Genomic DNA, 21,112 nt, shown 5'->3' with positions numbered 1-21,112 from the left:
GGCTGGCTTTAACTAATGCCCACCCCCCTCCGCATCGGGCGTGGGAGATTTTCAACCTTACCCTTCAGCACCAAAAAAATAAGGAGAAACACAATGAGTGACAATTGCAACTGCGGCAACGACTACGACCAGAGCATGATGACCGTGCCCGAGCTGTTCGGCTCCAACGTCTTCAACAACAAAACCATGAAGGAACGGCTACCCAAGGAGACCTACAAGGCTCTGCAGAAAACCATCATCACCGGTTCAACCCTGCCGCCGGATGTCGCCTCGGTGGTGGCCAACGCCATGAAAGACTGGGCCATCGAAAAGGGCGCCAGCCATTACACCCACTGGTTCCAGCCCCTCACCGGCATCACCGCCGAGAAGCACGACTCTTTCATCTCCCCCACCGACGATGGCGGGGTGATTATGGAGTTCTCCGGCAAGCAGTTGATCCAGGGCGAGCCGGACGCTTCTTCCTTCCCCAGTGGCGGTCTGCGCGTCACCTTCGAGGCCCGCGGCTACACCGCCTGGGACTGCACCTCCCCCGCCTTCCTCAAGGAAGACGAATCCGGTGATGTGACCCTCTGCATCCCCACCGCCTTCTGCTCCTACAAGGGCGAGGCCCTGGACAAGAAAACCCCCCTGCTCCGCTCGATGAACGTGGTCGCCAAGCAGGCGCTGCGGGTACTCCGGGCCATGGGCAACACCACCTCCAAGATCGTCGGTTCCACGGTGGGCGCGGAGCAGGAATACTTCCTGGTGGAAAAAGAGTACTACCTGCAACGCCTCGACCTGATGACCTGCGGCCGCAGCCTGTTCGGCGCACCCGCCCCCAAGGGCCAGGAGCTGGAAGACCAGTACTTCGGCGCCATCAAGGACCGGGTCTCCGCTTACATGAAGGATCTGGACATCGAGCTGTGGAAGATGGGCATCTCCTCCAAGACCAAACACAACGAGGTTGCCCCGGCTCAGTTCGAGATGGCTCCGGTTTTCACCACCACCAACATGGCCACCGACCACAACCAGCTGGTCATGGAAACCATGCAAAAAGTGGCCCTGCGCCACGGTATGGTCTGCCTGCTGCACGAGAAGCCCTACGCCGGCGTAAACGGTTCCGGCAAGCACAACAACTGGTCGCTCTCCACCGACGACGGCATCAACCTGCTGGAGCCCGGCCAAACCCCCGAGGACAACGCCCAGTTCCTGGTCTTTATCTCGGCCTTGATCAAGGCCGTGGACACCCATGCCGACATCCTGCGCGCCACCTGCGGCAGCTCCGGCAATGATCACCGCCTGGGCGCCAACGAGGCTCCTCCAGCGATCATCTCCATCTTCCTGGGTCAGGAGCTCTCCGACGTGCTGGAGAAACTGGCCAAAGGCGAGAAGATCATCAAGAAGGGCGCAGCCCAGACCCTGAAGATCGGGGTTGACTCCCTGCCCGAGCTGCCCAAGGACAACACCGACCGTAACCGGACCTCTCCCTTTGCCTTCACCGGCAACAAGTTCGAGTTCCGCATGGTCGGCTCATCCCAGTCCATCTCCGGCCCCAACGTTGCCCTGAACACCATCGCCGCCGAGGCTTTGGACGAGATCGCAACCCGTCTGGAAAAAGCCAAGGACGTGAACAAGGAGATACTCGCCATCCTCAAAGACGTCATGACCAAGCATGGCCGGATCATCTTCAACGGCAACAACTACTCCGCCGAGTGGGCCAAGGAAGCTGCGAAGCGCGGTCTGCCCAACACCCGCAACACCGTGGACGCGCTCAAGGCCTTTGTCACCCCCAAGGCGATCAAGCTGTTCGGCAAATACAACGTGCTTTCGAAAGATGAGCTGCATTCCCGCTACGAGATCTATGTCGAGCAGTATGCCAAGCACATCAACATCGAAGCCCTCACCTCCATCCAGATGACCAAACGCATGTTCATCCCGGCGGCCATCCGTTTTGTCGGCGAGCTTGGCGCATCCCTGGCCGCTGCTGGCAAGTACGGTTCGGTGCAGAAGGGTCTGCTGGAACAGGTTGGCAAACACCTTGAGTCCGCAGGCAAGAAGCTGGCCAAGCTGGAGGATGAGACCAAGAAGGCCCAGGCCGTCAGCGACGTGGCCAAGCAAGGCGCTGCATACCGCGACAAGGTATTCCCCGCCATGACCGCTCTGCGCGCCGACATCGACGCGCTTGAGGCCATTATGCCGGATGATCTCTGGCCGGTACCGACATACTGTGATTTGTTGTTTAATCTGTAATAGTACGGCGGTAGAGGGACGGGGATTGTCTCCGTTTCAGGCCGTTGCAAGACTGATCTAAAAAAAGGAGGGAGTCAAATGACTCCCTCCTTTTTTTTGTTCATCCTGAATTTCGGAAGAATACTACATGAGATCAGTATGTTCATTTCTTTGTTTGCCCAAAGAAACGAACCAAAGAAAAGGCACCCTGTGTCCCTTGTCCCGCCGTTGGCGGGATGCCCTGCGCTCCTCGATGCTGCCGGGGCTTTGCAAACTCGCTGCGCTCAAACAGTGCAAATCCCCTTTTCGGCAGCCTCTCCGGTGCTCGGCTGCGTGCCAATGGGAATTCTTTCCCCCCCATTTGTCCTGCCGCGCCTCGCAGACGGGGGCGGAAAAAGACGCGGGAACTGTCTGAGGGCGAAGCCCGAGTTTTTCCGCGTCCCGCCCTCGTCGAGAAGTAAGGGAAGCCCGCAGGGCCAGGACTGGCTGGGGTGCCTTTTTCTTGTTTCTTCTTTTGGGCACGCAAAAGAAGAAATTGACAACCGACCAGAGGAATGAGATGGTTTGGAAATCTTGGTATAGTCGAACATTGCTGCCGACTTTGGCGCAACAACTTTCTGAAAAATAATCAAGGGTTCGCACATCGTGAATGCGCTCTACCTTCAAACCCTTAACAACATGGAATCAACATTAACCATTTTGGCGAAACGCGTCCCACCACCAAAATGCATACCTATATTGGACAGTTTTGCCTTTCGGTGCATTGAAAAATCAATCCATCAAGCAATAGTTCAAAAGCTAGCGCGTACAGTTAGTGGCCTGCACGCTGCGCGTATCTTGCTGGAGAACGGCTTTATACAGGAGCAAGCTGCACTACAAAGGATGCTGGACGAATTCCAGGAAGATATAACTTTTCTTGCTTACGCTGTTATCTCGAATGACGTGACAGAGTTGCATCGCAGATATCTGGATGCTTTCTACGAGGAAGAATTTGACAGGCCAGAAGACCCCATTGCCTCAACGCAAAAACGCCCCATGGTGCGACGCGAAAAAATCCGTGCCTACATCGCACGCATCGGAGGTTTCGGACTTGATCCGAGTAGCGGCGTTGCACTTACCCGAACAATCAGTAAAGTATACTCTGGGTACATTCATGGCGCTTCTCCACAGATTATGGAGATGTACGGCGGAGATCCTCCCAGGTTTCATGTTTCTGGAATGCGAGACACACTGCTCTTCTTGGATCATCAACATGACCTGTGGAACTATTTTTATCGAGGAATATGGGCTTTCGAGCTTGCAGCAAAGGCCTTTGGCGACGAACCACTATTCGCTAGCATTCAACAATACCGAAATGAATTTGCGAGACAATCGGGAAGAGAGTCTAACGTTTAGACGAAGGCGAGACCTATCAACCGTTCAAGAGCCGACTTTATAGATAATCACATTCCAAACAGGAATGATGTCAGGTTGCTTTTCGTAATATCTGCATTCGTAGACTCAAACGACAAACACCACAACCGCAGCCAACCAGCCGCAGACCTCTCCCAGCTCGCAGGAAGCCCCCAGCACATCGCCGGTAACCCCGCCAAGGGCACTGTTCGCCTTGAACCGGAGCCAGATGGCAGGCAGCAGTGCGGTGCCGAGAATAATCAACCCAGCCGACCAGTTCCACCAGATCAGCGGCGTCAGCAGAAGACTACCCAGCGCCAGTTCCCCCAGGCCGACCTTGCCGACAAAGGCGTGGCCGGTGCCGCTGGCCCGCGGGTATTGCACGCCGCAGGCCAAGGTGGCCATGGCCCAGCGGGCCGCCACGGGCACGGCGATGAGGGCAAAGAAAAGAAACCCCTCTCCGTTGGCCAGAAGTGAGGCAAGACAGGCAACCTTGAGGACAAGCAGCACAACCAGCCCGATCACCCCAAAAGCGCCGATGGCAGAATCCTTCATGATCGCTAAGCGTCGCTCCGGGGTCTGTCCGCCACCCAGACCATCCAGCAGATCAGCCAAGCCATCGAGGTGCAACCCCCTGGTCAGCCAAGCGCCAAGTCCCACCAGCAGCACCGCACTCACCAGCGGGGGAAGACCAACCCAGACCACAAGCCAGGCGCCCCCGGCCAAAAAGCCGCCAATCAGCCACCCGGCCAGAGGAAAAAATGCGGCACTCCGCCTGAACCCGTCTGGAGGCAACTCCGCAGGCAGCCGCACAGGCAGGATGGTGAGAAAGGCTATGGCGATCTTGGCGGCCAGCAGCATAATGGTCAACCGGCTTCGCTCACCCCGGCCTCGCCGAAGGTGGCCATCTCGTTCATAATCTTAAGCCCCGCCTCCACCAGATTCATGGTCAGGGCCGCGCCGGTGCCCTCGCCCAACCGCAGGTCAAGATGCAACAGCGGGCTCAGGTCCATCTTCTCAAAGAAGATTCGGTGGCCCTGCTCCGCTGACATGTGGCTGAAGAAACAGTAATCCAAAACATGGGGGGCAAGGCGCTGGGCGACCAGGGCTCCGGCGCTGGAGATGAAGCCGTCCACCACCACCGGGATTCGGCTCCGAGCCGCTTCCAGAATACAGCCGCAGATGGCGGCGATCTCCAACCCGCCCACTGCGGCCAAAGCCCCAAGGGGAGAATCCAGCCGTTCCCGGTTCACGACCAGGGACTGCTCGATCACCGCGATCTTGTGTAGCAGCATGGCATCATCAATGCCGGTGCCCCGGCCCGTGACCTCGGCCGCCTTGGCGGGCAGTAGCGCAGCAAAGAGCGCGGCGGACGGGGTGGTGTTGCCGATGCCCATGTCGCCGGTGCCCAGGATCTCGGCCCCATCCTCGATGGCCTCGCGGGCCATGGCCATGCCGACCCCGATGGCAGCTACGGTCTCGTCGATGCTCATGGCCGGGCCCTTGGCCATGTTGGCGGTTCCGGGCCGGACCTTGCATTGCCGCAACCCTTCGGCTTCGATTGGCACGGCCACACCCACATCAACCACCCGCACCTCGGCTCCCACATGGCGGGCCAGCACGTTGACCCCGGCGCCGCCGCCCAGGAAATTGAGGACCATCTGCGGGGTGACCTCCTGGGGGAAAGCGCTGATCCCCTCGGCCACCACGCCGTGGTCCCCGGCAAAGGTGAGAATGATCTTCTTCTCCACCTTGGCCGCAATGGTTCTCCGCATGGCGCAGGTTCTGGCCGCCAGCATCTCCAGCTTGCCAAGGCTGCCCAAGGGCTTGGTCAGGTTATTGAGCTTGGCCTGGGCCTGGGCCATGACCTCTTTGCTGGCCGGTTCAATGGCTGCGCAGGCTGCCTGCAATTCTTCCGCTGTCCGTATCATCTTTTTCTTCTCCTGTATTTCTGCGCAGCCAACATGCGGCGCGATATTGTTGAGGCTTTTGTAAGATGATCAAAAAAGTTCCCTCCCCCCTGGCGGGGGAGGGTTAGGGTGAGGGGGAAGCAGCCAGGGCCTCGGCAGGTTGCAGCCTCACCCGCCCCCCGCCCCTCCCGTCAAGGGAGGGGAGTAAAGGTGCAAGACTTTTGCATGAGGCTCTGTGTTATCCTTATTTACCACGGAAGCCAGCCCAAGCCTCAGCAAGAAGCGCCAGTGAACCCTTCAACTTTTCCAGGCTGTACATCTCCAGAGTAACCACCCCGTCATACCCGGCTTCGGCCAGCTTACTGCCCAGCATCCGGGCCTGCTCCGCATCGGTCAAGGCTTGATGATCCCTGCCGTCTTGCACCCCATGATAGTGCAGATGGCGAACCCGGGGCAGCAGTCCCAACCCTTCCTCCAGATCATGGCAATAATGGACAAGATGCCCGAGATCCAGGCAGACGCTGAAGCCGTATTCCGCAACCAGAGGGGCCACGAGACCGTATGGATACTCGATATTTTCCACGGCAGCCAGCCTTTTCTCTTCACCCAAAGCACCGGATAATTCCCGGAGGCTGGCAGCCAGATTATCGAGCCAGGCCGCTTCGGGCAGATCCGGCTCCCGGACCAGATGCAGGTCAAAACTCTGCGGTCCAAGGGGAGCCAGCTGGTCCATGAGCCGGAGAATCTCAGCGATGCCCTCTTGCCGCTCGACCCTTGAGGCTGCACCCAAGGCGAGGTCGGTGGGCAGATGCACCGTATAGCTGAGACCATGTTCCTCGGCAAGCTCCCGCAACACCTGCACATCCAGGGGCTGGGGCAAAAGGCTTTTGGCCGCGCTTTCAAAAAAGAGCAGCTGGACATCGTCAACCAGGGGCGCCAAGACCCGAACATTGGCCATGATATCCGCAGGCACCACGCAGGAGGTTGCACCCAGCCGCCACAGGCGGTTTTTTCTTGGCATCATCGCCTTGCCCTGGACCCGAGGGTGACCACCTCCCCCACCTTATCCTGGTGAGCGAGAGAGATCAGGGGCGCCGGACAATCATCGCCCCGCTGGCTGCGAAGGGTTTGCAGAACAACGGCCATCGCTTCCTCGGCAAGATGGGGCCGGTTGTTGGTCTCACTGAGGTGCGACAGGACCACATGTTCAAGGCCGTCATGGAGGATATCGCTCAAGAAACCGGCGGCCTCACTGTTGGCCAGATGCCCGGTCTTGCCCCGCACCCGCTGTTGCAGGGAAGGAGGATAGGGCCCGTTGCGGAGCAGCTCCGGGTCGTGGTTGCATTCGAGCACCAACCCGTGGCAGGAACTCAAGCGGTGCTGCATGAGGCGGGAGACCACCCCGGTGTCGGTGCAATACCCCATGAGCAATCGGCCATTGTTCAGGAGAAACCCGACCGGGTCTGCCGCGTCATGGGAGATGGCAAAGGGATGGATCTGGAAATCCTGAAAGACGAAGGTCGCGCCCGTAACAAAGGGTTGGCAGTGCGGAAGGTTATCCAAAACCGACCCAGCGGCAGCCAGAGTCGGTTCATTGATAAAGACCGGCAGACGAAAGCGGCGGGAGAGGATCGCCGCCCCCTTGACATGGTCGCCGTGCTCGTGGGTGATGAGGAGGCCGGAGAGGCTTTCCGGCTCAACGCCAATGGAAAGCAGCCGCCGCTCAATCTCCTTGCCGGAAAAACCGGCATCGATCAGAAGCCGCGTTTGCCCGGACTCGACAAAGGTCGCGTTGCCCTTGCTGCCGCTGCCCAGAACACAAAATCGCATAACTCACCCACAAGACAACAGGCAAAAAATTTCGCCCTTTTGCCTTTTAGATTCCGGTATGGCCGAAGCCGCCACCCTGCCGTTTGGTCTCATCCAGCCTGTCCACCGCAATGACCGTGGCCCGGCAGACCGGGGCCAACACCAACTGGGCGATCCGATCGCCCCGCCGGATGGTGAAAGGCTCGCGGCCCAGGTTGATCAGCCCGATCTTCACCTCGCCCCGGTAATCGGCATCAATGGTGCCGGGGCTGTTGACCACCGTGATCCCATGCTTGATGGCCAACCCGCTTCGGGGCCGCACCTGCAACTCATAGCCCGGAGCCAGAGCCACGGCAAAACCGGAGGGCAGCAGACGGATCTCCCCAGGCCCGATCACCACCGGCTCGCCCACGGCCGCAGCCACATCCATGCCCGCAGCCAGTTCGGAGTGGTAGGCAGGCAAAGGCAGATCGGCATGGCCTTGCGGGTCGAGCCAAGACAACTGGATAATGTGCGTCTGTTCTTTCTGTGTTTCCATCATGTTCTACTCCAAGTCATAACCAGTAACCAGGAAAAGGAAAAACATGTAAACGTTCAGCAGTGCTGCAGATGCGCGAAAGAGGCCTGCGAAGTGTGCTGGTGCACATGAGCAGGCCGATGACAAAGCAGATGCGGTGCTGCTGAACGTTTACTCCAGATCAAGGGGGTGCCAATCGATATCCTTTGCCTTGAGGGGGCCAAGAACCGTGGCGGAGAGCGGCCTGCTGAAAAGCAGCGCAGCCAACTCGGCAATATCCTCCGGCCGCACCCGGTCAAAACCTGCGGCGACCTCGTCGAAGGAGACATAGCGGCCAAAGGTCAGTTCGTTTCTGGCGATTCGGGTCATCCGGGACTCCATGTTCTCGGCGGAAAGGAAGATCCCGGCCTTGGCGTAATCCTTGGCCCGGGAGAGCTTTGCGGCGGAAACAGTGGTCTGGCGCAACCCCTTTATTTCCCTGGCGACCAGCGCCATGGCCTTGTTCACCACCGCCGGATCAACCCCGAGATACACGCCGAGATAGCCGCTGTCTGTAAACGAGGAGAGGTAGGAATAGATGGAGTAGGCCAGCCCCGCCTTCTCGCGCACCTCCTGGAAAAGCCGGGAGCTCATGTTGCCGCCGAGGAGAACGTGCAGCAGATAGAGGACATAGCGCTCGGGGGCAACGATGGGAAGGCCGTAGGTGCCGAGCACCAGATGGGCCTGCTCCAGGTTTTTCTTGTGGAGCTTGCGCACCGGGGCAAGAACCGGCGGCGGCTGGCGACGGGTACCTTTGTTCGGCCCCGTCAGGCTGCCCATTTGCTCTTGCCAGAGGTGACAGAACTGCTCGTGCTCCACATTGCCGGAGGCGGCGATGACGATCTTCTCCGGGGTGTACTGCTGGCGCATATACTCCCGCAGACCGGCGGAATCCATGGCTGCCACCACCTCCCGCTGTCCGAGAACCGTATAGCCCAAAGGGTGCTCCCCCCAGAGGCCGCCGGTGAACAATTCATGGATCCGATCGTCCGGGGTGTCTTCCACCATGGAGATTTCCTGGAGTATAACCTCCCGCTCCCGGACCACCTCTTCTTCCTCAAAAAGCGAATTCTGGAAGATATCCCCCATCAGCCCGATGAGGTGTTCCACCTGGTCATCAAGGACCGTGGCGTAATAGGAGGTAGTCTCGCCGGAGGTGAAGGCATTGGACATGCCGCCCAGGGTGTCGAACTCCTGGGCAATCTCCTGGGCCGTCCGTTTGGCTGTACCCTTGAAGAGCATGTGCTCGACAAAATGGGCGCTCCCGTTGTTGTGGGGCTGTTCGTCGCGGGCGCCCACGTCCACCCATATTCCTGCCGAAACCGTGCGGGAGGGAATCTTTTCGGTGACGATACGGATGCCGTTGTCGAGAACGGTTTTCTGGTAGCTATTAGACACGGGCTTCCTTACTGATTAGAAGACGATACGGAAAAGGGGAAAGAGGGCTACGCCCCCCTTCCCCTTGGAAGAATCTAAAACATTACCCGAAGGCGATGGCTCAGGAACCAGACTCCTCCTGAAGGACAGCCTTGCGGCTCAGACGGATCTTGCCCCGTTGGTCGATCTCCAGAACCTTGACCCGGACCTCGTCGCCTTCCTTGAGAACATCGGTGACCTTCTCGACCCGCTTGGTGTCAAGCTCGGAGATGTGCACCAGACCGTCAACCCCCGGCATGATCTGAACAAAGGCCCCGAAATCGAGGATCTTCTGGACAACGCCGTCGTAGATCCGGCCGATTTCAGGATCGGCGGCGATCTCGTTGACCTTGGCGATAACCGCCTGGGCAACCAGACCGTTGGGTGCGAAAATCGTCACCTTGCCGGAATCTTCCACATCCATCTTCACCCCGAAATCAGCGGTGATCGACTTGATCATCTTGCCGCCCGGGCCGATGAGGTCGCGGATCTTGTCGGGGTTGATCTGCAGGCTGAAGATCTTGGGCGCATGCTCAGGCACATCCGCCCTGGGCTGCTCGATGGCCATCTTCATCTTTTCGAGAATATGGAGGCGGCCGCCCCTGGCCTGGGCCAGAGCGCTGGTCATGATCTCCTTGGAAACGCCTTCGATCTTGATATCCATCTGCAGGGCGGTGATGCCCTCGTCGGTGCCGGTGACCTTGAAATCCATGTCGCCGAGATGATCTTCATCACCCAGGATGTCCGAGAGGATGACGATGGTCTCGCCGTCCTTGATCAGACCCATGGCCACGCCGGAAACCGGCTTCTTGATCGGCACGCCCGCGTCCATCAGGGCAAGACTGCCGCCGCAGACCGTGGCCATGGAGGAGGAGCCGTTGGACTCCAAGACCTCGGAGACGATACGGATGGTGTAGGCAAACTCATCGCCCTTGGGCAATACTGCCGACAAAGCACGCTCGGCCAGGGCGCCATGCCCGATGTCCCGACGGCTGGGACCACGCATGAAACGGACCTCGCCCACGCAATAGGGCGGGAAATTATAATGGAGCATGAAGCGCTTGAAGGACATGCCGGTGAGGGATTCAACCCGCTGTTCATCATCGCCGCTGCCCAAGGTGGCGGAAACCATGACCTGGGTCTCGCCCCGGGTAAACAGCGCGGAGCCATGGACTTTCGGCAGGGCCGCAACTTCACAGCTGATCGGGCGAATCTCGTCAAAACGGCGGCCGTCTATCCGGCACTGATCCTTAACGATCCGGTCGCGCATCATGGTTTTATTCAGAGAATGGAGATGCTCCTTGGCCTCCTTGAGGCTATCGGCATACTCGTCGCCAAGGGCGGCAATGACATCTTTCTGGAGCTGATGATACAAATTGCTGCGCTCCTGCTTGTCGGCCATGGTAATGACCGCCTGCATCCCTTCACGGGCCAGCTCTGCGACCTTGGCCTTCAAGGCCTCGTTGACCACCGGCGGCGCAACCGCCATCTTGGCCCTGCCCACTGCGGCCCGCATCTCCTCCTGCATATCCAGGATGGGTTGCAGCGCCTTGTGGCCGAAAAAGATACCCTCCAGAACCTCGGCTTCAGAGAGGCTGTCCGCCCCGCCTTCGACCATGACCACGGCATTTCTGGTGCCGGCCACGATGAGGTTCAACCGGGATTTTTCCCACTCTTCCGGGCTGGGATTGAGCACATACTGACCATCAATATAGCCCACCTTTACCCCGGCCACCGGCGCGTTGAAAGGGATGTCGGAAACGATCAGCGCGCAGGAGGCGCCGATCATGGCCAGTACATCGGGGTCGTTCTGCTGATCGGCCGAAAGAACCGTGGCGATTACCTGGGTCTCATGCTGATAGCCTTTAACAAACAGGGGCCGCAGGGGACGGTCGATGAAACGGGCGGAAAGGGTTTCCTTGTCGCTGGGCCGGCCGATTTCCCGCCGGAAAAAGCTGCCAGGAATACGACCCACCGCATAAAACCGCTCCTGATACTCCACAGTGAGGGGGAGAAAATCGATTTCCGCTTTGGGATCCTTGGCTGCGGTGGCCGTAACCAGCACCACGGTTTCGCCATAGGTTACCAGGGCCGTGCCGTTTGCCTGTTTTGCCAAGCGTCCAGTCTCAATGGTGAGGGGCCGTCCGCCCAGATCAATCGTTACTTTTTTAAACATAAACTCTCCTCTAACAGCCGCCCTTTCCAATGCCGGGGAGCAATCGCGCCACCCGGGTCTAGCTCGGGCGAAATATATTACCGCAATGGGAAGGTGGTGTCTTCGCTGCCCCAGCCGCGCTCAGAAGCGGCGATGCCGGATTGCACACAGGGGCAAAATGGAGCCACCGCCAGAAACCCGGCGGTGGCTGTTATCGCATCCTACTTTCTGATGCCAAGCTTTTGAATCAGGTCGCGGTACATATCAACGTTTTTACTCTTGAGATAATTCAGGAGACGCCGTCTCTGGCCGACCAGCTTCAGCAGCCCGCGCCGGGAATGATGGTCTTTTTTGTGTTCCTTGAAATGCTCGGTCAGATAGGTGATCCGAGAGCTCAGCAGGGCAATCTGCACCTCAGGTGAACCGGTGTCCTTTTCGTGGTGGGCGAATTGGGTGATAATCTCTTTTTTCTGTTCCGCTTGCAGTGTCATGTCTTCCTCGTGCACTAAAATTAATAATTCGGGAGATCGACAGAATTTGAGGAGCCGTTACGAAATAATCGGCTGCCAACCATCGATTCCTAATTTGGGTACGCTTCTTAATAAATGATCCTTGCGCCAATGTCAATTGAATGTCATTGCGTGCTTTTTCCCCGCTGGCCAATGGCAACAGTTCACCGAAACAGGCCCATTGGGGTGCATAATCTCACTCTTGCCGGGGCAGCAGCGCCAAGACCTCTTCCACGGTCAGGGTCTTTGCCAAAAGCGCTTGCTGCGCCAGGGTGGAATCCTGGAGGACGGCACCATCCACCGCATTATCCACGGTGAACGGCCCGCTTTGCAGCCGCCGCAAGGCAACAAGATGAGCGCCGCAACCAAGGGTGCGGCCTATATCCGCGGCCAGGGTCCGGATATAGGTGCCCTTGCTGCATTCCACTGCGATGCGCAGGGTGTCTGGCCCCGCCTCCAGAAGCTGGAGCTGGAAGATCGTGATCGGTCGCGGTGCCTTCTCAATGGTAATCCCCTTCCGTGCATAGTGGTACAGGGGTTTTCCCAGGTGCTTGAGCGCCGAATACTGCGGCGGCGTCTGCAGTTGCTCACCCACAAAACCGGCCAGACAATGGGCCAATTCTTCCGGCGCAAAGCGTCCGACCTTTTTTTGGGCGGTAACCTCTCCCTCCAGATCCTGGGTGGTGGTTTCGATGCCGAGCTTGAGCACCGCCTCGTAGCGCTTGGTTCCGTCCATGAACTGGGAGATAAGGCGAGTGGCCGGGCGGCCGACACAGATGATCAGCAGGCCGGAGGCAAAAGGGTCAAGGGTGCCGGCATGGCCCACCTTCTTGATGGACAGAGCCCGACGGACCAGTTGCACCATCCGGAAAGAACTCGGCCCCACCGGCTTGTCCACCAAAAAAATACCGGCCTCAAGGGCCGGTTCCACGGGGGGGTGTTTCCCAACCGAGGCAGCATGGCCATCGGCGGGCATCTGCGGCAGAAGCTCCATCTTCTTAGCTTGTTACCATGGGCAACAATTTGGCCAACAATTTTTCCTGAACCTCGCCAATGCTGGTATCCCGCAGCTTAAACCCTGCGGCATTGCGATGACCGCCCCCACCAAAGGCGGCGGCAACCTGGGCCACATCATAATCAGTGCCCTTGGAGCGCATACTTACTGAAATCAGACCCCTCTCCGTTTCTTTTAAAAAAGCGGCAACCTTCACGGTATTCAGGGATCGCGGATAATTGATAAAGGTTTCCGCGTCCGCCTGGGTGGTCCCGGTTTTGACAAAAACCTCCCGCGGAGCCGCGATGATTGCCAGCCGATCATCGGCATACAATTGCAGCGAATCGAGCACCATCCGCATGAGGTTGAGACGCTTGACGGTGAAATTATCAAACAGCTTGCCGGAGACCTCAGCCGGTTTTACCCCTTTACGCAGAAGCTCGCCTGCGATGCGAAAGGTCTCGGAAGTGGTCGAGGAATACTTGAAGGAGCCGGTGTCCGAAACAATGGCGGCATACAGGCAATAGGCAGATTCAAAGCTGAGCTCGGCACCCAAGGCCTCGGCCAGATCATAAACCATCTCACCGGTTGAGGCCCGATCCGGGGCAATCCACCTCAGATCGCCGAATTCCTGGTGGCCCGCGTGATGATCAATCACCACAAAGGGATGCACGGTCAACAGGGAGTCCATGGCCTCGCCCAGCCTGTGGCAATCACCACAGTCAAGGGCAACCCCACAGTCAAAGCCGTGCAGGGCCGGGAGCAGGGAGTCGATTTCTCCGCTTCCCGGCAGAAACCGGTAGAGATGGGAGACCTGCTCCTCGCCGTAGAGAAAAACATTCTTGCCCAGGGAACGCAAGATGTTGGCCATGGCTAGCTGGGAACCGAGGGCGTCACCGTCCGGATGGATATGGGTGGCCACCAGAACATTTTTGGCCGCTTTCAGGGTCTGAACAATCTCGTCACGGGGATGAGTCGTCATCTTTTATTATCTCCCTGAGTAGCTGTTCCATTTCCGCCTGCTTCTGGCCCGCGAGATCCAGCCGAAAATCGAGCACCGGCACATGCCGCAACTCCAGAGCCCGCGCCAAGTTGCTTCTCATGAAGCCCTTACTGCTCTCCAAGCCCTTGGCAACATTCTTAGGGTCTTCATCTCCCAATATACTGTACAAAACCCTGGCATGTCCAAGATCATCGCTCACCTCCACCGAGGTGATGATGATATTATACAACCGGGGATCATTGATTTTCCGCACCAGTAGCGAAGCAATCTCAGCCTTGATGGCATCCGCAACCCGAATTGGCCGCCTTTTCGGTTCACTGCGAACAAGACCGGCAGGCAGGCCAAACCGTGATTTTGCTTTTCCGGCCGCCATTAGAGCTCTCTTGCAAGCTCTTTCAGCACAAAGGCCTCAAGCACGTCGCCCACCTTGAGGTCATTATAGTTGGCAACCCCAATCCCGCACTCATACCCGCTCTGCACATCCTTGACATCGTCCTTGAAACGCCGCAGGGAGGCAAGCTGGCCGGTAAACATCACCACGCCTTCCCGCACGACGCGCACCTTGGCGTTGCGCTCGATCTTGCCATCGGTCACGTAGCAGCCGGCAATGGTGCCAATCTTGGGAACCTGATACGTTTCCCGGACCTCGGCAGTGCCGATGACATTTTCCTCGAAGCGGGCATCCAGCAAGCCGACCATGGCCTTTTTGATGTCATCCAAGGCATGATAGATGACGTCATAGGTGCGAATATCCACCTTCTCATTCTTGGCCAGTTCCTGCACCTTGGCTGAGGGCCGGACATTAAACCCGATGATAAAGGCGTCAGAGGCTGCGGAGAGCAAGACATCCGAGTCGGTTATGGTGCCGGTGCCGGCATGGAGAATCTTGACCTTGACCTCATCGGTTGCCAGATCCTCTATGGCCTTGCTGAAGGCCTCCAGGGTTCCCTGCACGTCGGCCCGCAAGGCAACCCGTAACTCCTTGATCTTTCCTGCCTGCAAGTTATCAAACAGATTATCCAAGGAAATCTTGGTGTAGGTACCCAATTCGGCTTCCCGGCTTTTGAGCTGCCGGTCGGCGCTCACGCTCCTTGCCCTCTTTTCGTCGGGCAGAACGACAAATTCATCCCCAGCCCGCGGCACGCCGCTTAAGCCCTGAACCTCGACCGGGATGGCCGGTCCGGCCTCCTTGACACTTTCGCCACGATCGTTGGTCAGGGAGCGTATCTTGCCGTAAAATATCCCGGCAACACAGGCATCGCCGACCCGCAGGGTTCCCTGCTCGATCAGAACCGTTGCCACTGGGCCACGGCCTTTATGGAGCTGCGCCTCAATTACATGTCCCTTGGCGCGCCGATTCGGATCGGCCTTGAGCTCAAGGATTTCGGCCTGGAGGTGAATGCTTTCCAACAGTTCCGGTATGCCTTTCCCGGTTTTGGCCGAGGTTTCACAGAAGATGGTATCCCCACCCCATTCCTCACTGAGCAGATTCAGGTCGGCCAATTCCCTTTTCACCCGCATGGGGTCTGCATCGGGCTTGTCCATTTTGTTGACGCATACCAAGATGGGAACCTTGGCTGCCCTGGCATGATTCACCGCCTCCCTGGTCTGGTCCATCACCCCGTCATCCGCGGCGACAACCAGAACGACAAGATCGGTAACCTGGGCGCCGCGGGAACGCATTTCCGTGAAAGCCGCATGGCCCGGGGTATCAAGAAAAACCACGTCTCCCTGCGGAGAGCGCACATAATGCGCGCCGATATGCTGGGTGATGCCACCGGCCTCACCGGCCGCCACGTCTGTTTTTCTGATGGCGTCCAGCACCGAGGTCTTGCCATGATCGACATGCCCCATGACCGTGACCACCGGCGGCCTGGGAAGCATCTCCCCGCCGCCTTCCTGTTCTTCCAAATTGAGAATGGTCTGTTCCTCGGTAACCCCCTGCTCGACTTCATAGCCGAAATCAGAGGCCACCAGGGTCGCGGTCTCAACATCAAGGGCCTGGTTGATGGTGGCCATAACCCCCATCCCCAGCAATTTGGCAATAAGCTCCCCGACCTTGAGGCCCATCCGGTGGGCAAGATCACCAACCGTAATGGTTTCCAGGACCTTGATCCGCTTCTTGATCGCCTTGGGTTCCGCTGCCGGCTGGGAAACGGCCTGGCGCTTGCCTTTCTTGCCACCGCTCCGCAAGTTGCGTGCTATACGCAGGCCAGCGGGGATTTTTCCACCCAACGCATCGTCAACATCCTCGATCTCGATATCGGCCTGCCGCTGAGTACGCAAGGGAGCTTTTTTGCTCCGGTCATGCTCGGCGGTCTCCGTGGTGAATTTAACAAACCGCTTGCCTTTTTTCCCCTTGTCACCCTCATCGACTCCCTTGGCGGGGGAAACATCGGCAACAACGGGCTTTCCTTTAACCGCTTCGACCCTTTTCGGTGGCCTAGGCGTGAACGGACGGGAAGGAGCAGCCGGCGCAATGACAATGGCCGCCCTTTTAATCACCCTGGCAAACCCCTGACGATGCTTATCCTGCACAAAGGGGGCCTGCTCTTCCGCTTCGTCGATCTCAACCGTCTCCGCCACAGAGACTTCTTCGTCCCCGGCTGTCTCCACCGCACCGCCGACAGAGGCTGCCTCTGTTTCTTCTTCCTCCGACCGTGCAGACAACTCCGGCTCTTCCTCGCCTTCCGGTCCTGCCGCAAGCATCGGCTCGACAACCTCGCCCCTCTCGGCTTCCCCGACGCCCTGAGCTGCTTCCTCGACGCTTTCCTCGGAGATATCCGTCTTGGTCAGCCCGGCCTCGTCGCTCTCTACCACAGAAACGGCAGGCCGTTTCGGCTTGGCAGGCATTTCTGCCGCCGGCGGAACCTCAACCGGCACATTCTTGGTTCTTCTCCGGATAATGGTGGTCCGCCCGGCGCCCTGGATCCTTTTTTCTTCCGTCCGGGTCTGCCCTATTCCGAGCCTTTGGCGGATATCCTGTGCGGTTTCGTCATCAAGGGAGGAACTGTGGGATTTAATGGCATAGCCCATCTCAATAAGGGCCGCCACCAAGTCCTTGTTCTCCATTTCCGCTTCTTTAGCTAACTCGTAAACCCTGATTTTTGTCATTGCTCACTCCCGAAGAGGTCTTGCAACCCTTCGTTAAATCCCAGCACCTGTTGGCGAAACGCTCTGGATAATCCTTTTTTGTTTTTAAAAAACTTCTGCAGACAACTGTCGTCCTGACAACAGTAAACATGACGTCCATCATGCTTCCCGCGGAAATCTTTCATTACACAACCGCTGTTGTCCACGGCAAACCGCCACAGCTCCTGCTGCGCTTTTCTCTGGCGGCACCCCAGACATGTCCGGATCGGTGCCTTACCTTTTTCCCCGAAGACAGCGGTCATGCCAAATAACCTATTACTCTTCATCCTCGGTTGACGCCGGTTCGGAATCGTCTTGTTCTTGGGCCGTGCTGACTTTTTGAGCGGCGGCGATCAAACGGGCAATCCTGCTTTCGTCAAGGTCCAGTTCGGCAACCACAGTTGCAACCTCCGCCTGAGCCAGATCCTGGGCTGAATTGAAGCCCGCATCATAGAGGGCTTCTGCGGTTTTCTCATCCATCCCCTGCACATCGAGGAGCGACTGAAAGCCTTCTTCGCTAAATTTAGCATATTTCTGCTCACTCTTCACATCAATCCGCCACCCCAGCAAGGCTGCGGCCAAGCGCACATTCTGCCCCTGGCGGCCGATGGCCAGGGAAAGCTGATCATCGGGCACAACCACCACCAAGGTTTTCTTCTCCTCATCCACCACTACCAGCGAAACCTGGGCTGGGGATAAGGCATTGGAAACATAGCGGGCCGGGTCCGGACTCCAGGGCACGATATCGATTTTTTCTCCCTGCAGCTCCTGAACCACGTTCTGCACCCTGGATCCCTTCATCCCGACACAGGCACCCACCGGATCGACATCCGAGGCAGACGAACTCACGGCAATCTTGGCGCGGGCGCCGGGCTCGCGGCTGACCCCAAGGATTTTCACGATCCCTTCGGCAATCTCCGGCACCTCCATGGCAAACAACTTGGTCACGAACTCATCATTGGTCCGGCTCAGAACCAGCTGCGGGTCTCTGCTGCTCTGGCGCACGTCCAGCAGAAGGGCGCGGATTCGGTCTCCCTGGCGGTATGACTTGCGGGGCATCTGCTCCTTGGTCGGCAAAATGGCATCGGTCCGCCCAAGATTGACAATAATATTGCCCCGTTCGAAGCGCTGGACAATGCCGTTGACCACTTCGCCCTTGCGGTCCTTGTACATTTCATAGATGACGTTGCATTCAGCGTCCTTCATTTTCTGGATGATCACCTGCTTGGCGGACTGGGCGGCAATGCGGCCAAGGTCGGAAACGCTGTCCATCTTGCTGCCAAGCTCGTCGCCGAGCTGCACCTCCGGGTCGAGAACCAAGGCCTCGGTCAGGGAAATTTCCGTCTGCTCATCCTCAACCGCCTCAACAACATTGCGGAATTGAAAAAGTTCAACCTCGCCGATCTCGTCATTATATCGAGCCTCAAGCTCCCGCCGCTGGCCGAACTTCTTCTTGGCCGCGGACATCACCGCTTCCTCAATGGCATCAACCAACAACTGGCGATCAATCCCCTTGTCTCTACTTATCTGATCAAGAATTCGTTTCAAATCTGACAGCATTGTTCTCTCCTGTCTCTCTTTCGGCGATTACGCCCGGACATCCGCCACCGAGGGGTTCGCCCCCGTTATGGTCAACACCGGCCAGACGGTCTTAAAACTCAATAACCAGACGGGCCTTTTTCATCCGGGTAAACGGGATTTCTATTATACCATGGTCGGTGCGCAACGTTACCGACTCCTGAGTCACATCTTCAATCAGGCCAATCCACTGGTTCTGCCCGTCAATGGGCTCCCTGACAACCACCTTGGCCTTTTTTCCCTTGCAGCGCACAAAATCCCTTTCCTTCTTCAGGGGCCGGTCCAGGCCGGGGGAAGAAACCTCCAGGCTGTATGACTGCTCAATGGGATCCTCCACCTCCAGAAGATGGGCGACCTCCCGGCTGATCCGGGAGCAATCATCAATGCCGATGCCATTTTCATTGTCGATGACCAGGCGAAGAACCCAGCCGGGAGCCTCGCGCCTGAACTGCAACTCGACCAGCTCACAGCCAGAACCCACGACCACTGGCACAACCAGCTCCGTCAACCGCCGAACCAGGGGTGACTCTATCGCCTCTTCTTCCATAGCACAGTATACCAATAAAAAAAGCGGGCCTGAGCCCACTTTCTAAAATTCACCAACCGGATCGGAATGACCGGTTCTTTCAATACGAAACAATGCTGCCTAGCCGGAACAGCACCCTTACGCTCAAAGAAAACATTGCGTTTTCTTGCCAGCAAGCGCCGGAATGCCCGGAACTAAGCTGGAGCGGGAAACGGGATTCGAACCCGCGACCTTCAGCTTGGGAAGCTGACACTCTACCACTGAGTTATTCCCGCAGGCCCGAATAATTCTGTAGATTATACAATTATTTTACCACTTGTCAAGAGTCTCCCCACGTCTTGGCGGAAACTCTCCGGATGACAGGCCCAGGATCTGGGTTTGGGAGCCGTTCAGAAATAGCCTTTACCTACTTGACCATTTCCTTGCGGCTCTTTATGCCGTTCTTGCCAGTCAGAAGATGACGAGATTGTTTTGAGGCAACGGCTTAGAGGATGGCGCGAACAGCGTCCGTGGCCAATTGCAGAATCGGATCGGGGAAAAGCCCCATGGCGATGATGATCAGGACCAAAGCAACGCTTACTACCCTGCCGATACCACCGACAACCACAGCGGGACGATCTTCCGGGCTGGCTGAGTAGGTTACCCGAACCACGGACAGATAGTAATAGATGGAGATGGCGGTATTGATGGCCGCCAGAATGACCAAGGGAAGATGCCCTGCCTTGTAAGCCCCGGTCAGCAACATGAATTTACCCATGAACCCGACAAACGGGGGGATACCGGCCATGGCAAACATACTGACCGCCAGAGTCAGGGCAAGCAAGGGGGCGCGTTTGTGCAAGCCGCTCAGATCATCCACCGCCAGATTCTCGCCGTGTTCCGACACCTTGCAGATGACCAGGAAAGCGGCAAGATTCATCACCAAATAGCCGACAATATAATAGAGCGAGGTGGCGTAGCCGACCTCCTGCATGGTGACAAGACCAAGCAGGACATAACCGGCATGGGCTATGCCGGAGAAACCAAGCATCCGTTTCATGTCGGTCTGAACCAGGGCGACAAGATTGCCATAAAACATCGAACAGACCGAAAGGACGATGAGCAGCGTGACAATGGCCTGCCCCTCAGGGGTGGCCAGCGCGGTGAGGCGGATAAGCATGGCCACGGCCGCAACCTTAGGAACCGAAGCGATAAAGGCGGTAGTTTCGTTGGAAGCCCCCTGGTAGACATCCGGAACCCAGGAATGGAAGGGGAAGACGGCCAACTTAAAAAAGAACCCGCCCAGAACCATGGCAATGGCAATGAGGGCGGCGGGGCTGCCCATCATCTGGTGGAGTCTCGGCAAAAGCTCGACAAGATAGGTGGTGCCGGTGAGGCCAAAGAGGTAACTCATGCCAAAGAGCATGACCCCGGTGGCGACCACCCCGAAAAGGATGTACTTAATCGCCGACTCCATCTGCATCCGCAACCCCGTCCGGTCATCCCGCATGGGCACAAGGATATAGAGGGAGTAGGAGGAGAGCTCCAGGGCAATGAACATGGTAAGCAACTCAACGCTGCTCACCAGCATGAGAAGACCCAGGGTGCTCAAGGTCAGAAACAGGTAATATTCGGGGCGAATCTCGTCATCAATCCCTTTCAATTCCGTACTGAACAGCAGCACGATGGCAAAGCCCATGGAAATGACAAGCTTGATGAGCTGCGAGAAGAAATCAATCCGGTAGGCTTCGTAAAACAGGCTGCCTTCCTGGCGCACACAGGCCAAACAGACCAGAACATTGAGCAGCGCCAAACCCAGGGTCACGGCGCGGGCCTTCTTGCCGCCGACCTTGCCGGTGCTAACCAGGAAAAGGACCAGACTCCCCAAGAGAAGCAATAATTCAGGAGCAAACAGCATGAGCTTCATTTTGTATCCTTTGCGTAA

18 protein-coding genes and 1 tRNA gene are annotated in these 21,112 nt (G+C 57.7%); 2 read left to right on the top strand and 17 right to left on the bottom strand.

Going from position 1 to position 21,112, the window contains the following annotated elements:
* The first annotated feature begins 93 nt into the window (after positions 1-93).
* Together ACZ46D_RS01155 and ACZ46D_RS01150 are read left to right on the top strand one after the other, a co-directional pair.
* Positions 94-2,229, top strand: coding sequence for a glutamine synthetase III family protein (locus ACZ46D_RS01155; RefSeq protein WP_464928204.1), 2,136 nt, complete (start codon positions 94-96; stop codon positions 2,227-2,229).
* Between the two features lie 624 nt (positions 2,230-2,853).
* The gene (locus ACZ46D_RS01150; RefSeq protein ID WP_464928203.1) at positions 2,854-3,603 is read left to right on the top strand and encodes a hypothetical protein; all 750 of its coding nucleotides are present in this window, start codon (positions 2,854-2,856) and stop codon (positions 3,601-3,603) included.
* Positions 3,604-3,708: 105 nt separating this feature from the next.
* Here ACZ46D_RS01150 and cobS read toward each other — a convergent pair whose 3' ends face one another.
* From cobS to ACZ46D_RS01065, 17 genes are all read right to left on the bottom strand, one after another.
* Positions 3,709-4,461 carry an adenosylcobinamide-GDP ribazoletransferase gene (cobS, locus tag ACZ46D_RS01145; RefSeq protein WP_464929243.1) on the bottom strand — a complete coding sequence of 251 codons (753 nt, stop codon included), beginning with the start codon at positions 4,459-4,461 and terminating at the stop codon, positions 3,709-3,711.
* A 5-nt stretch (positions 4,462-4,466) separates the two neighbouring features.
* Complete coding sequence (gene cobT, locus ACZ46D_RS01140; protein ID WP_464928202.1) at positions 4,467-5,531, bottom strand: nicotinate-nucleotide--dimethylbenzimidazole phosphoribosyltransferase; 1,065 nt, start codon at positions 5,529-5,531, stop codon at positions 4,467-4,469.
* A 223-nt stretch (positions 5,532-5,754) separates the two neighbouring features.
* A complete protein-coding gene (gene cbiR / locus ACZ46D_RS01135; RefSeq protein ID WP_464928201.1) occupies positions 5,755-6,534 on the bottom strand; it encodes a cobamide remodeling phosphodiesterase CbiR in 780 nt (259 codons plus the stop codon).
* A complete protein-coding gene (locus tag ACZ46D_RS01130) occupies positions 6,531-7,340 on the bottom strand; it encodes an MBL fold metallo-hydrolase (RefSeq protein ID WP_464928200.1) in 810 nt (269 codons plus the stop codon). The genes cbiR and ACZ46D_RS01130 overlap by 4 nt, the downstream gene beginning before the upstream one ends.
* A 46-nt stretch (positions 7,341-7,386) precedes the next feature.
* Positions 7,387-7,857, bottom strand: a complete 471-nt coding sequence (gene dut, locus ACZ46D_RS01125; RefSeq protein ID WP_464929242.1) for a dUTP diphosphatase — start codon at positions 7,855-7,857, stop codon at positions 7,387-7,389.
* A gap of 150 nt (positions 7,858-8,007) precedes the next feature.
* The gene (locus ACZ46D_RS01120; RefSeq protein WP_464928199.1) at positions 8,008-9,273 is read right to left on the bottom strand and encodes a M16 family metallopeptidase; all 1,266 of its coding nucleotides are present in this window, start codon (positions 9,271-9,273) and stop codon (positions 8,008-8,010) included.
* A gap of 100 nt (positions 9,274-9,373) precedes the next feature.
* Positions 9,374-11,467: a polyribonucleotide nucleotidyltransferase gene (pnp, locus tag ACZ46D_RS01115; RefSeq protein WP_464928198.1), complete on the bottom strand. Its 2,094-nt coding sequence runs from the start codon at positions 11,465-11,467 to the stop codon at positions 9,374-9,376.
* 200 nt (positions 11,468-11,667) lie between these two features.
* On the bottom strand, positions 11,668-11,937 hold the full coding sequence (rpsO, locus tag ACZ46D_RS01110; protein WP_464928197.1) for a 30S ribosomal protein S15: 270 nt from the start codon (positions 11,935-11,937) through the stop codon (positions 11,668-11,670).
* Between the two features lie 214 nt (positions 11,938-12,151).
* A complete protein-coding gene (gene truB, locus ACZ46D_RS01105; protein WP_464928196.1) occupies positions 12,152-12,949 on the bottom strand; it encodes a tRNA pseudouridine(55) synthase TruB in 798 nt (265 codons plus the stop codon).
* A gap of 4 nt (positions 12,950-12,953) precedes the next feature.
* Positions 12,954-13,931, bottom strand: a complete 978-nt coding sequence (locus ACZ46D_RS01100) for a DHH family phosphoesterase (protein ID WP_464928195.1) — start codon at positions 13,929-13,931, stop codon at positions 12,954-12,956.
* Positions 13,912-14,325: a 30S ribosome-binding factor RbfA gene (gene rbfA / locus ACZ46D_RS01095; protein ID WP_464928194.1), complete on the bottom strand. Its 414-nt coding sequence runs from the start codon at positions 14,323-14,325 to the stop codon at positions 13,912-13,914. The genes ACZ46D_RS01100 and rbfA overlap by 20 nt, the downstream gene beginning before the upstream one ends.
* Positions 14,325-17,066, bottom strand: coding sequence for a translation initiation factor IF-2 (infB, locus tag ACZ46D_RS01090; protein WP_464928193.1), 2,742 nt, complete (start codon positions 17,064-17,066; stop codon positions 14,325-14,327). Before infB ends, rbfA begins: the two co-directional genes overlap by 1 nt.
* Positions 17,063-17,347 (bottom strand): YlxR family protein, encoded by a 285-nt coding sequence (locus ACZ46D_RS01085; RefSeq protein WP_464928192.1) that lies wholly within the window; start codon positions 17,345-17,347, stop codon positions 17,063-17,065. The genes infB and ACZ46D_RS01085 overlap by 4 nt, the downstream gene beginning before the upstream one ends.
* A 13-nt stretch (positions 17,348-17,360) precedes the next feature.
* A complete protein-coding gene (nusA, locus tag ACZ46D_RS01080) occupies positions 17,361-18,644 on the bottom strand; it encodes a transcription termination factor NusA (protein ID WP_464928191.1) in 1,284 nt (427 codons plus the stop codon).
* A 91-nt stretch (positions 18,645-18,735) separates the two neighbouring features.
* Positions 18,736-19,209 carry a ribosome maturation factor RimP gene (locus ACZ46D_RS01075; protein WP_464928190.1) on the bottom strand — a complete coding sequence of 158 codons (474 nt, stop codon included), beginning with the start codon at positions 19,207-19,209 and terminating at the stop codon, positions 18,736-18,738.
* Positions 19,210-19,388: 179 nt separating this feature from the next.
* Positions 19,389-19,463: transfer RNA gene (locus ACZ46D_RS01070), tRNA-Gly, on the bottom strand.
* A gap of 209 nt (positions 19,464-19,672) precedes the next feature.
* Positions 19,673-21,094, bottom strand: a complete 1,422-nt coding sequence (locus ACZ46D_RS01065; RefSeq protein ID WP_464928189.1) for an NADH-quinone oxidoreductase subunit N — start codon at positions 21,092-21,094, stop codon at positions 19,673-19,675.
* Positions 21,095-21,112 lie beyond the last annotated feature (18 nt).

This window comes from Thiovibrio sp. Mzg5, assembly GCF_055379285.1.
The sequence above is the reverse complement of the archived record's forward strand: the minus strand, read 5'-3'. Positions and strand labels throughout refer to the sequence as shown.